Raw genomic sequence first — 14,800 nt, 5'->3', positions numbered from 1 at the left:
CTTGTGACAATCGTTTTCATGTAGTCTGGGGTCAGATCCCGGGATGAAGAGGCCCGGCACCGATGCCTTCCGGTGCCGGGCCCCTTCTGTGTGTCGGCCTGTTCCGGACCCTCAACCGGAGAAGCCGACGTGCGCCAGCCGCAGCGGGCCGCGCAGCTTGAGATGGACGTCGTGCACGCCGGCCGCCGAGACGGCGGCGCGCAGAGTCGTGTACGTGTACGAGTCCGCGGTGGGCGTGTCGAGCGTCAGGGTTGCCAGTACCGGCCCGCCGACGAGCGAGAACTCCACGCTCCCCCCGCCCGTCACCTCCACCGTCACCTCGGTGACACCCGCGCCGAAGTCGCACTGCTGGAAGAGCAGTTCACCGGAGCCGCCGCCCGCCGGCGCCACCGAGTCCCCCGACACCTTCGTGCGGTCGACGATCTCCGTGCCGCGCTGCTCGTCGAAGTCCGCCGCGGTCAGGCCGTGGGTCACGACCGGGCGGGGGGCGACCGGTTCGCCGTCGACGGTGACGGTCGTACGGAGGCGGATGTCCTCGCTCGACGCGCCGGCCAGCAGTTCGTACGCGCCCGGCTCCCGATGCCAGGTGCCGTGCGCCACGTCCCAGAACTCCAGTACGGAGAGCGGCAGCCGGAAGGTCAGCTCCGTCGAGGCGCCGGGGGCGAGGGTGACGCGGCGGTGGCCGGCCAGCTCACGGCGCGGGCGCGGGACCGACGGGTCTTCGGCGCGGACATAGAGCTGGGCGACCTCGTCGGCGGTCACCGCGCCCGTGTTGGTGACGGTGAAGGAGACCGTCAGCTCGCCGTCGCCCACGTGGGCGACCAGGTTTCCGTACGCGAACTCCGCGTACGACAGGCCGTGGCCGAACGGGAACAGCGTGGCGCCCTCGAAGTAGAGGTACGTCTGACGGGCACCGATCACGTCGTAGTCGAGGAGATCGGGAAGATCCGTGTCGGCCGCGTACCAGGTCTGCGGGAGGCGGCCGGCGGGGGAGACGTCGCCGGCGAGGACGCGGGCCAGGGCGGTGCCCGCGGCCTGGCCGCCGTGCGCGGTCCACAGGACGGCGGCCAGGCCGGCGGGGTCGACGGCGTACGGATAGGCCGAGACCAGGACCAGCGCGGTGTTCGGGTTGGCGGCGCGGGCCGCGCGCAGCAGGCGCTCCTGGTGGGCCGGGAGCGCGAGGGTCGTACGGTCCTCGGTCTCGCGGCCGTTGATGTGCGGGTCGTTGCCCGCGACCACGAGGACGACGTCGGCCTCGGCGGCCACACGCGTGACGGACGCCTCGCCCTGCTCGGTCACGATCAGTTCGAAGGTTTCCGGATTACCGTCGGCAACCTTTACTCCGTCGGCGCCGACAGTGACGTACCGGCCTGTCCCTGTGTGCTTGAGGAGGTGACCGTTCCCGTGGGCTTCGGAGGGCTCCAGGCGGAAGGTCTCCTGGACGATCCAGCCGCCCGGCTGATCGGCCGAGGCGCGCAGATGTCCGTCGTCGGCGACCGAGAGGTAGCGGCCGTCCGGCGCGCGGAAGGTGAGCAGGCCCTCGCCCCAGTCGACGAGAGCCAGCTCGGTGCCGTGCGCGTCCGTGATGAGCGGCGACAGGTCGGTGCGGCCGGCCAGGAGCGCCGGGTCGAGCGCCCCCTCCGCGCCGCGCACCTCGTCGGCGGCCTCGGCCGCCTCGGGGACCGACACGAACGCGCCGGTGGAGAGCGCCCTGAGGCGTACGCGGTCCACGCCCTCCGCGAACGTCACGCGCTCGGCGCCGAAGCGGTCGTACAGGCCTTCGAGCGGGGTCGAGCGGTGGATGAGGGTGCCGCTGTACCAGTCGAGCTTGCACTCGTCGGCGAGCAGACCGACGACGGCGATCCGGGCGTCGGCCGCGAGCGGCAACAGGTCGTTCTCGTTCTTCAGCAGGACGACCGCCTGCTCGGCGGCCTCCTGGGCGAGGGCGCGGTGGGCCGGGGTGTCGAAGTCCTTGAGGTCGGCGTACGGGTCCGATTCGGGGTCGAACTCGCCGAGGCGGAAGCGGACCGAGAGCTGGCGGCGGACCGCCTCGTCGATGTCGTCCGAGGTCAGCAGGGACTGGGCCAGGGCGCCCCGGATGCGTCCGATCATCGTCGAACTCTCCGTGCCGTGGTCGGTGAAGCTGTCGACGCCGGCGCGCAGCGAGGCGGCGGTCGCCTCCTCATGGGTGTCGAAGTAGTGCTCGGAGTCGACCAGGTTCGACGGCGCGCCCGCGTCCGAGCAGACCAGCAGGTGCTCGTCGGTCCAGGTGCGCAGCTGCTCGGCCAGGTAGGGCGAGACATGGTTGGGGCGGCCGTTGACCAGGTTGTACGCGGGCATGACGCCGGCCACCGCGCCCGCCTCGACCGTCTCGCGGAAGGCGCGCAGGTCGTACTCGTGCAGGACGCGGGGGCGGACCGAGGAGGAGGTGGTGGAGCGGTCGGTCTCGTTGTTGTGCGCCAGCCAGTGCTTGAGAACCGGGGCCGTGCGCCAGTACGTGGGGTGGTCGCCGCGCAGACCGCGGGTGTACGCGGTCGCGATCGCCGAGGTCAGTTTCGGGTCCTCGGAGTAGCCCTCCTCGTTACGGCCCCACAGAGGGTGGCGCAGCAGGTTGACCGTGGGGGACCAGACGTTGAGGCCGACGCGGTCGTCGCGGGCGCGCATCGCACGGGTCTCGGTGGACACGGCCTCGCCGACGCGTCGGACGAGCTCCTCGTTCCAGGTCGCGCCGAGGCCGATGGCCTGCGGGAACACCGTCGCGGGGCCCATCCAGGCCACGCCGTGCAGCGCCTCCTGGCCGGTGCGGAAGGCGGCCACCCCGAGACGGTCGACGGCGGGCGCGAACTGGTGCAGGAACGCGATCTTCTCGTCCGGACCGAGCCGCTGGAGCAGATCGTCGATGCGCTTCGCGAGCGGCAGCTGCGGATCGCGGAGAGGCGGCGTGGGCGGCGTCTGTGCGGTCACGTGGGGATCCCTTTGCGGTGGAGCGGCGAGGCGCTTTCGAAGCGCTTCGATGCTCATTCGACCGTGGGGTGGGTGTCAAGAGACCAAGGCGCAACAGATCCGTTTCCCCACCGTCATACAGGCCGGGATATCCGAGGTCGGAAGGGATCGCTCCGGTCGTTCGCACCTCCGAGGAATCTGGGAATCGACCCTTGTGCACCCCCGGTCGTTCACTTAACCTCGCAGCAACATCGAAGCGCTTCGACTGCGGAGGGAAACGCTTCGCGTGCTCACCTCCCTCCGATGATCATCGCTTCAGCACAGCCAGTTCTACTCAAGACACCGCAGCCGACGGCCACCGCCGGGTGTCCTGGTGTGCGCCATGAAGGGTTGACGCAATGACGCCGAACTCCGCCACCTCCGCCGCGCCCAGCCGGAGAAGCTTCCTCGCCTCCACGGCGGTCGCCGCCGCCGTAGTGGCGGGGGGTGTGCCGCTGCTGTCCGCCTGCGGCGGCTCGCAGGAAGGCCGCAAGGAGGGCGCCACGTCGGGCAAGGACGCGCAGAAGATCCTTCCGGCGTTCGTCGCGTCGAACGTCGTGGCGCCGGACATCCCGGCGAAGAACGGCGCGCCCGCAGGCTTCACCAAGGCGATCGCCACGGCCGACCTGAAGACCTCGGTCCCGAAGAAGCTGGGCAGCGGCGGCAAGCTGAAGGTCATGTCCCCGTTCTGGGGGACGCCGCCGAAGGGCGACAACCCGTACTACACGGCGATGAACGAGGCCGCGGGCGTCGAGGTGACCTGGCAGAACCAGGACGGCACCACCTACGACCAGAAGCTCGGCGCGGTCCTCGCCTCCAGCGACATCCCCGACGTCGTGGTCGTCCCCGCCTGGAACCTGATGGGCCGGATACCCAGCGCCATCAACGCCAAGTTCGCCGACCTCGGCCCGTACCTCTCCGGCGACAAGGTCAAGGAGTACCCGAACCTCGCGGCCGTTCCCACCGAGGCCTGGCAGCGCGGCATCTTCGGCGGGCAGCTGCGCGCGGTTCCCATGCCCTCCCCGTACGTCACCGGCATCGCGCCCATGTACCGCAAGGACCTCTTCGAGAAGAAGGGCTACAGCGTCCCGACGAGCCCGGACGACTTCCTGTCCTGGGCGAAGGAGGCCACCGACGCCAAGTCCAAGCTCTGGGCCTGCGACGACATGAAGTGGGCGGCGCTGCACATCTACGGCGTCTTCCCCGGCGGTGACAAGGCGCTCTGGTGGAACATGGTCGACGGCAAACTCGTCAACCGCATCGAGACCGACGAGTTCCTGGAAGCTCTGGAGTGGACGCGCAAGCTCTACGCGGCCGGTGTGGTCCACCCGGACGCCCTCAACGTCAAGGCCGGAGGCAACGCGGGCAACCGCTTCACCGCCGGGGAGGTGCTGGTCTACAGCCAGAACATCTCCGACTGGTGGGGCAAGACGGCCGAACAGGGCACCCAGAAGAACGACTTCGAGATGGCCGCGTTCGACTACTTCGGCGCCGACGGCGGCGACCCCACGCTCTGGGCGGACCAGCCTGCCGGCATCTTCACCTTCATCAGCAAGAAGGCGAGCAAGCAGCAGATCAAGGACTTCCTCGCCCTCTGCAACTACTGCGCCGCGCCCTACGGGACCAAGGAGTTCATGCTCACCGCCTACGGCGTGGAGGGCACGGACTACGAGACCAAGAAGGGCCTGCCGGTCAAGACCACCCAGGGCATCAACGAGGTCAACGGCGCCTACGACTACACCGGCAACCCCGCCCCGTACGTCGCCTACGTCGATCTGCCCGAGGTCACCAAGGGCATCGTCGAATGGCAGCAGCGCATGGGGGCCTTCACCAAGAAGACCTCCTTCTTCGGGCTGACCGTCACCGAACCCAACCGCTGGGCCAACCTCGCCGACAACTTCGAGCAGTTGGAGGACGACGTCGTGCGCGGCCGCAAGAAGATCAGCGACGTCCAGCAGGCGGTGTCCGACTGGAAGAGCAAGGGCGGCGACGGCCTGCGCGACTGGTACAAGAAGCTGCTCGACGAGTCCGGTTCGGCGAGCTGACCCGGGGCTGAGGCAAGGAGAAGGCCGTGTCCCACAGCACGGTGCCCCGGCCCAGGGCCGAGGCGAAGACTCCCGAGGAGGCCCCGGTGGCCTCCGGCGGCACCACCGGGTCCCGCCCCCGGGGAGACCGGCGCACCGGCAGACTGAGCCTCCGGCTCAGATTCCGGCGTGACCGCACACTGATCCTGATGACGCTGCCGGCGATCCTGCTGGTCCTGGTCTTCAACTACATACCGATCCTCGGCAATGTGGTCGCCTTCCAGGACTACGACCCCTATCTCAGCGAAAACGGCTTCGTCGCCATGCTGGAGAGCCCCTGGGTCGGCCTCGAACAGTTCGAGCGGATCTTCGCGGACTCGGCCTTCTGGCACGCGGTGCAGAACACCTTCGTGCTGTTCTTCCTCCAGCTCCTGCTGTTCTTCCCGGTCCCGATCGTGCTCGCGCTGCTCATCAACAGCGTGGTCAGGCCCCGGATCCGGGCGGTCGCCCAGGCGGTGATGTACCTCCCGCACTTCTTCTCCTGGGTCCTCGTAGTCACCGTGTTCATGCAGATCTTCGGCGGCGCCGGCATCATCGCGCAGACCCTCCGCCAGCACGGCGTCGAGGGCTTCGACCTGATGACCAACCCGGAGACCTTCAAGTACCTGGTCACGGTCGAGATGATCTGGAAGGACGCCGGCTGGGGCATCATCGTCTTCCTCGCCGCGCTCTCCTCCGTCTCCACCGACCTCTACGAGGCCGCCGCCATGGACGGCGCCGGCCGCTGGCGGCGCATGTGGCACGTCACCCTCCCCGCGCTGCGCCCGGTGATCGCCCTGCTCCTGGTGCTGCGCGTCGGTGACGCCCTCACCGTCGGGTTCGAGCAACTGCTGCTCCAGCGCTCCGCGGTGGGCGTCGACGCCTCCGACGTCCTCGACACCTATGTGTGGTGGAACGGCATCCGCAACCAGGACTTCAGCTACGCCGCCGCCGCGGGACTCATCAAGGGCGTCGTCGGCCTCGCACTGGTCCTGACCGCCAACAAGGTCGCCCACCTCATGGGCGAGCAGGGGGTGTACAAGAAATGAGCGCGCTCGTCGACAAGGCGGCCAAGGCGGCCGAGACGACCAAGCCCACCGACGAGCGGCCGACGGTACGCGAGCCGAGCCGCTGGGCCGCGCCGCCCCGCCCGTCCTGGGAGGAGGAACCCGCGAAGGCGGGACTCGCGGGGAAGGGCCTCGTCCTTGGCTTCGCCTGCCTCGCGATCCTCTTCCCCCTGTGGGTCGTCATCGTCACCAGCCTCCAGACGAAGAAGACCATCGACGAGGCGGGCGGCCTGGTCGTCATCCCCAAGAGCATCACCTTCATCGCCTACCGCGAACTCCTCGGCGGTGGCCAGGTCCAGACGGCCGCCCTGGTCAGTGTGGGCGTCACGCTCGTCGGCACCCTGTTCAGCATGACCGTCTCGGTGCTGTGCGCCTACGGCCTCTCCCGCGTCGGCTCACTCGGCCACCGCTGGATCCTGATGACCCTGCTCGCCACGATGTTCTTCGGCGCGGGCCTCATCCCGACCTATCTGCTGGTCCAGGGCCTCGGTCTCACCGACACCTACCTCGCGCTGATCCTGCCCAGCGCCGTGAGCGTCTTCAACATCCTGGTCCTGCGCTCGTTCTTCATGGGCATCTCGCCGGAACTCATCGACAGCGCCCGCATCGACGGCGCCGGCGACTGGCGCATCCTGTGGAAGATCGTGATGCCGCTGTCGAGGGCCGTCCTCGCGGTCATCGCCCTCTTCTACGCGGTCGGCTACTGGAGCGCCTGGTTCAACGCCTCCATCTACCTCACCGACCAGGACATGATGCCGCTGCAGAACGTCATGATCCAGCTCGTCCAGAAACAGGAACGCCCGGTCGGCCTCTCCGCCCAGATCAACACCGGTCAGCTCTCCCCCCTCGCCATCCAGATGGCGGTCATGGTCATGGCCCTGCTCCCCGTCGCCTTCCTCTCGCCCTTCGTCCAGAAGCACTTCAAGAAGGGCATGCTCACCGGCGCGGTCAAGGGCTGACCGGGGCGCCTCACAGCTCGGGGGTGCGGGTTCGTCGGCGGCTGCGGGTGGTTTGTGGTCGCTCGCGCAGTTCCCCGCGCCCCCTAAGGGCCTACGGCCCTTCCGGGCCGAGAAGCAGGGGCGCGGGGAACTGCGCGACCAGCCACGAATCACCCGCAGCCCTACGCACCGAACCCCCCGAGCTACAAGGCGCCCACCCCGTACCCCTTCCCCGCAAAACGAGGTATGTCATGCGCACCCCACAGCCGAGCCGCCGCACCGTACTCGCCGGGACAGCAGCCACCGCATTCGCCGGCCTCCCCGCGCTGGGAATGCCGGCCCACGCAGCCGAGGCATCGGCAGCCGACGCCGGCTCGGCAGCCACCGGTGACAACACGTACCGTTGGCGCACCGCGGTGATCGGCGGCACCGGCTTCGTCACCGGCGTCCTCTTCCACCCCTCCGTACGCGGCCTCGCCTACGCCCGCACCGACATCGGCGGCGCCTACCGCTGGGACGACCACAAGGCCCGCTGGACCCCGCTGACCGACCACCTCGGCTGGGACGACTGGAACCTCCTCGGCGTGGAGGCCATCGCCGTCGACCCCGCCCACCCGAACCGCCTCTACCTCGCCCTCGGCACCTACGCCCAGTCCTGGGCCGGCAACGGCGCGATCCTCCGCTCCGACGACCGCGGCGCCACCTGGGCCCGTACCGACCTCACCGTCAAACTCGGCGCCAACGAGGACGGCCGGGGCGCGGGCGAGCGCCTCCTCGTCGACCCGCGCGACAGTGACACCCTGTGGCTGGGCACCAGACACGACGGCCTGCTCAAGTCGACCGACCGGGGCGCCACCTGGGCGAAGGCGACCGGCTTCCCGGCGACCCCCAGCGGCTCGGGCCAGGGCGTCACCCTGCTCGTCGCCGCCGGACGCACCGTCCTCGCCGGCTGGGGCGACGGCGACGGCACCTCCGCCAACCTCTACAGGACCAGCGACGGCACCACCTGGGAGCCCGTCCCCGGCCGGCCCACCGGCACCGTCGCCAGGGTCCCGATCCGTGCCGCGTACGACAGGCACACCCGTGAGCTGTACGTGACGTACGCCAACGCCCCCGGCCCCAACGGCCAGTCCGACGGCAGTGTGCACAAGCTCCGCACCACCTCCGGCAAGTGGACCGAGGTGACCCCGGTGAAGCCGGGCGGCACCACGGGCGACGGCGGCGCCGACACCTTCGCCTACGGCGGCGTCGCCGTCGACGCCCGCCGCCCCGGCACGGTGGTCGTGTCCACCAACAACCGCTGGGCCGCCATCGACACCGTGTACCGGTCCACCGACGGCGGCCGTACCTGGACCTCCCTCAAGGACTCCGCCGTCTTCGACGTGTCCGAGACTCCCTATCTCAAGTGGGGTGCGGACAAGCCGAAGTTCGGCTGGTGGATCCAGGCGCTCGCCCTCGACCCGTACGACTCGAAGCACGTCGTGTACGGCACCGGCGCGACCCTCTACGGCACCCGGGACCTGAAGCGCTGGGCGCCGCAGATCCGGGGTCTCGAGGAGACGTCCGTGCGCCAGCTGATCTCGCCCCCGGCCGGAGAGGCGCACCTGATCAGCGGTCTCGGGGACATCGGCACGATGTACCACGAGCGGCTCACGGCGTCCCCCTCACGCGGCATGGCGTCGAACCCCGTGTTCGGTTCGGCGACGGGACTCGCGCAGGCCGCGGCGAAGCCGTCGTACGTGGTCCGCACCGGCTGGGGCGACCACGGCAACGGCGCGCACTCCGACGACGGCGGGCGGACCTGGGCGCCTTTCGGGGCCCAGCCCGACGTCGCCAAGAACGCACCGGGGCCGATCGCCACCAACGCCGACGGCAGCGCGCTGCTGTGGTCCTTCGTGCACTGGGACGGCACGAAGTACGCGGCCCACCGATCCGGCGACAACGGCGCGACCTGGACCGAGGTCTCCTCCTTCCCGAAGGGCGCCACGCCGGTCGCCGACCCGGCCGACCCGACCCTCTTCTACGCCTACGACACCGACACGGGGACGCTGCACGCCAGCACCGACGGTGGCCGTTCGTTCACGGCACGCGCGACCGGACTGCCCGCGGGGGACAGCCAGTTCAAGCTGGTCGCGGCCCCCGGACGCGGCGGTGACCTGTGGCTGAGCGGGAAGTGGAACGGCCTGTACCGATCCACCGACGGCGGGGTGACCTTCTCGAAGATCGACAGCTGCTGGGCCTCGTACGTCCTCGGCTTCGGCAAGGCCGCCGAAGGCGCCGGCTACCCGGCGATCTACCAGGTCGGCTCGACGGAGACCAGCACCGCCGTCTACCGCTCCGACGACGGCGCGAAGACCTGGACCCGCATCAACGACGACGCCCACCAGTGGGGCTGGACCGGCGAGGCCATCACCGGTGACCCGCGCGTGTACGGCCGCGTGTACCTGGCGACGAACGGACGGGGCATCCAGTACGGGGAGCCGGTCTGATGCCGGACCTGAGTCACGCCACGCGTGGTCGCGTCCTCTTCGGCGGCGACTACAACCCCGAGCAGTGGCCCGAGGAGGTGTGGCACGAGGACGTACGCCTCATGAAGGAGGCCGGCGTCAACACCGTCACCCTCGGCGTCTTCTCCTGGGCGAAACTCGAACCCCGCCCCGGAGTAAGAGAGTTCGGCTGGCTGGACACGCTGATGGACCTGATGCGGGACAACGGCATCGGTGTCGTCCTCGCCACCCCCACCTCCTCCCCGCCGCCGTGGATGGGCCGCCTCCACCCCGAGACCCTTCCGCGCGACGAGAACGGGCAGGTCGAGTGGTGGGGCTCCCGCCAGCACTTCTCCCACTCCAGCGACACCTACCGCCGCTACGCCGCCGCCATCACCGAGGACCTCGCCGCCCGCTACGGCGGCCACCCGGCCCTCACCATGTGGCACATCAACAACGAGTACTGCACCTACGACTGGGGCGACGAGGCGGCGGTCACCTTCCGCGACTGGCTCAAGCGCCGGTACGGCACCCTCGACGCGCTCAACGAGGCCTGGGGCACGGCCTTCTGGAGCCAGGGCTACGACGGCTGGCACGAGATCCTCCCGCCGCGCCGCGCCCACTACATGAAGAACCCCACGCACGTGCTCGACTTCAAGCGCTTCACCAGCGACATGCTCCTGGAGTGCTACGTCATCGAGCGCGACATCGTCCGCCGGCACACCCCGCACCTCCCGGTCACCACCAACTTCATGCCGATGTGGGTGGGCCAGGACGCGTGGCGGTGGGCCGAGGAGGAGGATGTCGTCTCGGTCGACCTCTACCCGGACCCGCGTGACCCGCTGGGTGCGCAGAACGGGGCCCTGGTCCAGGACATGACGCGCTCGCAGGCGGGCGGCGGCCCCTGGATGCTCATGGAGCAGGCCGCCGGTCCGGTCAACTGGCGCGGAGTCAACCACCCCAAGCCGCGCGGCCTCAATCGTCTGTGGTCCCTCCAGGCCGTCGCCCGGGGCGCGGACGCCGTCTGCTACTTCCAGTGGCGGCAGTCCCGCCAGGGCGCGGAGAAGTTCCACTCCGGAATGGTCAGCCACGCGGGTGAGCAGGGGCGCACGTACCAGGAGGTCAAGCAGCTCGGATCCGAGCTGGCGGTCATCGGGCGTGAGGTGGCCGGGCATCACATCGACGCCGAGGTCGCGGTGCTGTTCGACTGGAACTCCTGGTGGGCGGGCGCCCACGACGGCAGGCTGTCGTCGGAGGTGGACCTGGCCCAGGTCGTACGGTCCTGGCATCGCGCCCTCTGGGAGTCGAACCTCACCACCGCCTTCGCCCACCCCGAGCACGACCTCTCCGCCCACAGACTCGTGGTCGTACCGCAGCTCTACCTGCTCACGGACACCGCCATCGAGAACCTCCTCGCGTACGTACGGGGCGGCGGCACCCTTGTCAGCGGTTTCCTGACCGGCATCGCCGACGAGGACGACCGGGTACGCCCCGGCGGCATGGACCCGCGGCTCCGGGACCTCTTCGGCATCCGCACCCTGCACGAGTGGTGGCCGCTGGACGCGGGGGAGGAGGTCGAGTGCGAGGGCCTCCGGGGGGCCTTCCAGGGGTCGCTGTGGTCCGAGGAGATCGAGGCGGCGGACGCGGACGAGGTCGTCCCCTACAAGGGCGGCGATCTCGACGGACTCCCGGCCGCGTTGCGGAAGGGCCGCGCCTGGTACGTCTCCACCCTGCCCGAACCCGCCGAACTGCGCGCCCTGTTGGCTCGGATCGCGGCCGACGCCGGGGTGCGGCCCGTGCTGGACGGACTGCCCGACGGGGTCGAGGCGGTGCGCCGCGGCGACGTGCTCTTCGTGCTCAACCACGGCCGCGACGCGGTCACCGTCGACGTGCCGGGCACCCATCGCGACCTGCTCACGGGGGCGACCGTCACCGGAAAGCTGTCGCTCGGCCGGTACGGCGTGGCGGTGCTGCGGCCATGACCACTCGGACATCCACGCCGCGGCCATGACCACTCGGACTTCCACGCCGCGGTCATGACCACTAGGACTTCCACCGGCGCCGGAACGCTCGCAGCGCTCGACCTCGTCGCCGGCGAAGACCGCGTCCTCACCCAGGGGCCGCGGTAGCTCCCCACCCCCGCATTTCCCCCCACCCATGGAAGGAACCGACACCCCATGGCAACACGCACCCGCACCGGGACCACCAGTCGTCCCCGCTCCCGCACTCGCACTCTGGGCCGGATCGGCAAGGCCCTGCTCGCCCCCGCACTCGCGCTCGGCGCCACCATCGGCCTCGCCTCCGCCCCCGCGTCGGCCGCAGTCTGGAGCTCCTGCGACCAGTGGGGCAACACGAGCCTGAACGGCTACACGCTCTACAACAACATCTGGGGCTCCGGCGCCGGCAGCCAGTGCGTCTGGGCCAACTCCGGCACCAACTGGGGGGTCTGGGCCAACCACCCCAACACCGGCGGCATCAAGTCGTACCCCGACTCCAAGAAGGTGATCAACAAGACGATCACCTCGCTCGGTTCGCTCAACAGCAGCTACAACGTCACGGTCCCGTCGTCCGGCGCGTACAACACCTCGTACGACATCTGGGACACGGACTACGACTACGAGATCATGCTCTGGGTGAACTACAACGGGGCCGTCGGCGCCCTCGGCACCTCGCAGGGCAACGTGACGCTCGGCGGCCACACCTGGACCGTCTACAAGGGCAACAACGGCGCGAACGAGGTCTTCTCGTTCCTGCGGACCTCCGACTCCAACTCCGGCACCGTCCAGATCCTCCCCATCCTCAAGTGGATCAAGGACACCAAGGGCTGGATGGGCAACGAAACCATCGGCGACGTGCAGTTCGGCTTCGAGATCACCTCGTCGTCCGGCGGTCTGGACTTCGTCACCAACAACCTGACCGTCAGCAGCAGTTGACGATCCACGGCAGCTGAGCCGTAGGTGAGTCCGAGCCGGTGCCGTACCCCCACGCGGCGCCGGCTCGGGTCGTCCTATGCCTCTGTCCGGCCCTCCGGCGTCAGACGGATCAACAGCACGCGGGGCGTGCGTGGCACCGACACCCGCAGTTCACCCGCGGCCGGGTCCCAGACCGCCGTCGAGTCCGCCCGCGCGGCGGAAGGATGCAGGATCTCCGTGCGTACGGTGGCTCCCCTCCCCGCCAAGTGCCGGACGGGGAGCCGCACTTCGGCATCCCCGCCCCTGCGCCACACCGACACGTACGACGGTCCGAGTCCGTCTCCGTCCGGCACCCGCAGCCCCAGCGCCAGCCACTCGTCCGTCCAGCCCGGCAGACCGAGCGGCCAGAAGGGCACGGCCTGCGCCAGGTCACCGCGGATCGACTTGTACGCGTCCACGGCGTCGCGTACGAGACCGAGTTGACGTTCCGTCATCCGGTCGAGGTGGCCCGACAGATGGATGCGGCCGAGGAGGGCACCGCCGAGGGTGAAGGTGATCAGGTCGTCGTCGTGGCCGGGCTGCGGGTAGGCCCATACGGCGCCCTGTTCCGGCGGTACGGCCGTGGGCGCGGCGGCGGCGATCGGGGGGTAGCGGAGGGGGTCCTGCTGGTCGCTGGTGGACTGGAGCTGGGAGACGGCCAGGGTGGCGCCGTCCATGCGCATACCGCCGGAGGCGCAGTTCTCGACGACCAGGTGCGGGTAGCGGTCCAGGACGTCGGAGAGCCAGCCCAGGTAGGCGTGGGCGTGGCCCAGGAGGCCGGCGCCGGGGGAGAGGTCGCCGGGGGCGGTGGTGCCGGGGTCGATCACGATGTTGTAGTCGAGCTTGAGGTAGCCCACGCCCCAGTCGCCGACGAGGCGGTCCACCGTCTTGTCGAGGTGCGCGCGGGCGGCCGGATGGCGCAGGTCCAGCTGGTGACGGCCCTGCTCGGTCAGCCGTACGCCGTCCCGCTGGAAGAACGCCTCCGGCGGCAGCTCCGCCGCCACCGGACTGCGCACGCCCACGACCTCCGGCTCCAGCCACAGCCCGGGGACCATGCCGCGCTCCCGGATCCGGTCCAGGACGGCCCGGATGCCGCCGCCGGGGAAGCGGCGCGGTGACGGCAGCCATTCGCCGACGCCGTCCCACCAGCCGCCGTCCACCGAGTCGTCGTACCAGCCGGAGTCGACGCAGAAGTACTCCGCGCCCGCGTCCGCCGCCGCGTCGATCAACGGCAGCAGCTTCTCGGTGGTCGGATCGCCCATCAGGGTGTTCATGTAGTCGTTGAAGACGACCGGCAGCGCCTCGTGGTCCGGATGCGGGCGGCGGACGGCCCGGCGGTACGCGGTCAGGGCGGCCAGCGCCGCGTCCAGCCCCGAGCCGCGCCCGGCGGCCTCTACGGCCGCCCCACAGCTCTGCCCGCCGGCCGACCCGATGGCCAGCGCCGCCGGCACCGTCGTGAACTCCTCGCCCGGGGCCAGCCGCACCCGCCACTGGTGCTCGGCGTCGGTCGGGCCGTTCACGGCGAGGTAGCTGCCGTGCGCCCGTTCCCCCAGGTCCCAGCGCCACCCGGCCGGCGACTCCACCTGCCAGACCCAGGCCCGGCCCCCGCCCCGGCCTTCGTCCCCGTCCCCGGTCCGCTCCGTGAGCGCCCCCATCGGCAGATGCCCGTCACTGGGCCAACTGCCTCGCCCGGTGAGGGTGAGCGCCGCCCGGCTGTCGTGCTGATGGACGTCGACGCTGATGTCGGCGACCGTCGCCCGCAGCGGCTCGGCGTACCAACGGCACTCCGCGAGCCAGTCGTTGCGGGCCCGGTGCACGTCGAGACGGTCGGGAGAGGGCAGCCCACCGAGGAGAAGGCTGCTGACGGACTGGACGACGAGGGGTTCGGTGCCGTCGTTGCGCAGCCGCACCCGGGAGCGGAGGACGGCGACGCCGGTGGGGGAGGACAGCTCGACGAACGCGGTCAACCCGCCGACGGGATCGTGGAGTTCGATCGTCAGCCGCTGCCAGCCACCGCCACCACTACCGCCACCACCGTCGTCATCACTGTCACTGCGATGCCCCCGGTACGCGAGCCTGGCACCGAACGCCGTACCGGTGAAGCGCGGCCCGGACCACCCGCTGCCGTGCCCGAACGCGGTCAACTCGACCAGGGGAAGAGCGACATCGGGATCGGTGGAGTCACCGCGGGGGCCGAGCCGGATCAGCCGCAGCGTTCCGTCGGCGGCTGTCGCGAACTCCGTCTCGATCGCCGGGTGTCCCCAAGTAAAGCCCGCCTCCACATGGTTGGGGCCTGTCGTGCCGTCCCTCACG

8 protein-coding genes are annotated in these 14,800 nt (G+C 70.3%); 6 read left to right on the top strand and 2 right to left on the bottom strand.

Annotated features, from left to right (window positions below; genetic code table 11):
* Positions 1 to 111: 111 nt before the first annotated feature.
* Positions 112 to 2,964 carry a glycoside hydrolase family 3 C-terminal domain-containing protein gene (locus OG622_RS15085; protein ID WP_371576589.1) on the bottom strand — a complete coding sequence of 951 codons (2,853 nt, stop codon included), beginning with the start codon at positions 2,962 to 2,964 and terminating at the stop codon, positions 112 to 114.
* 377 nt (positions 2,965 to 3,341) lie between these two features.
* Between OG622_RS15085 and OG622_RS15080 the strand changes: the two genes are divergently transcribed.
* The 6 genes from OG622_RS15080 (at position 3,342) to OG622_RS15055 (ending at position 12,469) form a co-directional block, all read left to right on the top strand.
* On the top strand, positions 3,342 to 5,027 hold the full coding sequence (locus OG622_RS15080; protein ID WP_371576587.1) for an extracellular solute-binding protein: 1,686 nt from the start codon (positions 3,342 to 3,344) through the stop codon (positions 5,025 to 5,027).
* Positions 5,028 to 5,053: 26 nt separating this feature from the next.
* Positions 5,054 to 6,094, top strand: a complete 1,041-nt coding sequence (locus tag OG622_RS15075) for an ABC transporter permease (protein WP_371576585.1) — start codon at positions 5,054 to 5,056, stop codon at positions 6,092 to 6,094.
* Positions 6,091 to 7,071, top strand: a complete 981-nt coding sequence (locus tag OG622_RS15070; RefSeq protein ID WP_371576583.1) for a carbohydrate ABC transporter permease — start codon at positions 6,091 to 6,093, stop codon at positions 7,069 to 7,071. The genes OG622_RS15075 and OG622_RS15070 overlap by 4 nt, the downstream gene beginning before the upstream one ends.
* Positions 7,072 to 7,301: 230 nt before the next feature.
* Positions 7,302 to 9,539, top strand: coding sequence for a 1,4-beta-glucanase (locus tag OG622_RS15065; RefSeq protein WP_371576581.1), 2,238 nt, complete (start codon positions 7,302 to 7,304; stop codon positions 9,537 to 9,539).
* Positions 9,539 to 11,518 carry a beta-galactosidase gene (locus OG622_RS15060; protein WP_371576580.1) on the top strand — a complete coding sequence of 660 codons (1,980 nt, stop codon included), beginning with the start codon at positions 9,539 to 9,541 and terminating at the stop codon, positions 11,516 to 11,518. Before OG622_RS15065 ends, OG622_RS15060 begins: the two co-directional genes overlap by 1 nt.
* 195 nt (positions 11,519 to 11,713) lie before the next feature.
* Positions 11,714 to 12,469 carry a hypothetical protein gene (locus tag OG622_RS15055; RefSeq protein ID WP_371576579.1) on the top strand — a complete coding sequence of 252 codons (756 nt, stop codon included), beginning with the start codon at positions 11,714 to 11,716 and terminating at the stop codon, positions 12,467 to 12,469.
* Positions 12,470 to 12,543: 74 nt separating this feature from the next.
* On the opposite strand, the gene OG622_RS15050 is transcribed toward OG622_RS15055, so the two are convergent.
* Positions 12,544 to 14,799, bottom strand: coding sequence for an alpha-galactosidase (locus OG622_RS15050; protein WP_371584100.1), 2,256 nt, complete (start codon positions 14,797 to 14,799; stop codon positions 12,544 to 12,546).
* Position 14,800 lies beyond the last annotated feature (1 nt).

The organism is Streptomyces sp. NBC_01314, assembly GCF_041435215.1.
Lineage (GTDB): Bacteria > Actinomycetota > Actinomycetes > Streptomycetales > Streptomycetaceae > Streptomyces.
The sequence above is the reverse complement of the archived record's forward strand: the minus strand, read 5'-3'. Positions and strand labels throughout refer to the sequence as shown.

Excerpts from the sequence above, each read along its gene's own strand:
- OG622_RS15080 (WP_371576587.1), top strand. The coding sequence starts at position 3,342 with ATGACGCCGAACTCCGCCACCTCCGCCGCGCCCAGCCGGAGAAGCTTC.
- OG622_RS15070 (WP_371576583.1), top strand. The coding sequence starts at position 6,091 with ATGAGCGCGCTCGTCGACAAGGCGGCCAAGGCGGCCGAGACGACCAAG.
- OG622_RS15065 (WP_371576581.1), top strand. The coding sequence starts at position 7,302 with ATGCGCACCCCACAGCCGAGCCGCCGCACCGTACTCGCCGGGACAGCA.
- OG622_RS15060 (WP_371576580.1), top strand. The coding sequence starts at position 9,539 with ATGCCGGACCTGAGTCACGCCACGCGTGGTCGCGTCCTCTTCGGCGGC.
- OG622_RS15055 (WP_371576579.1), top strand. The coding sequence starts at position 11,714 with ATGGCAACACGCACCCGCACCGGGACCACCAGTCGTCCCCGCTCCCGC.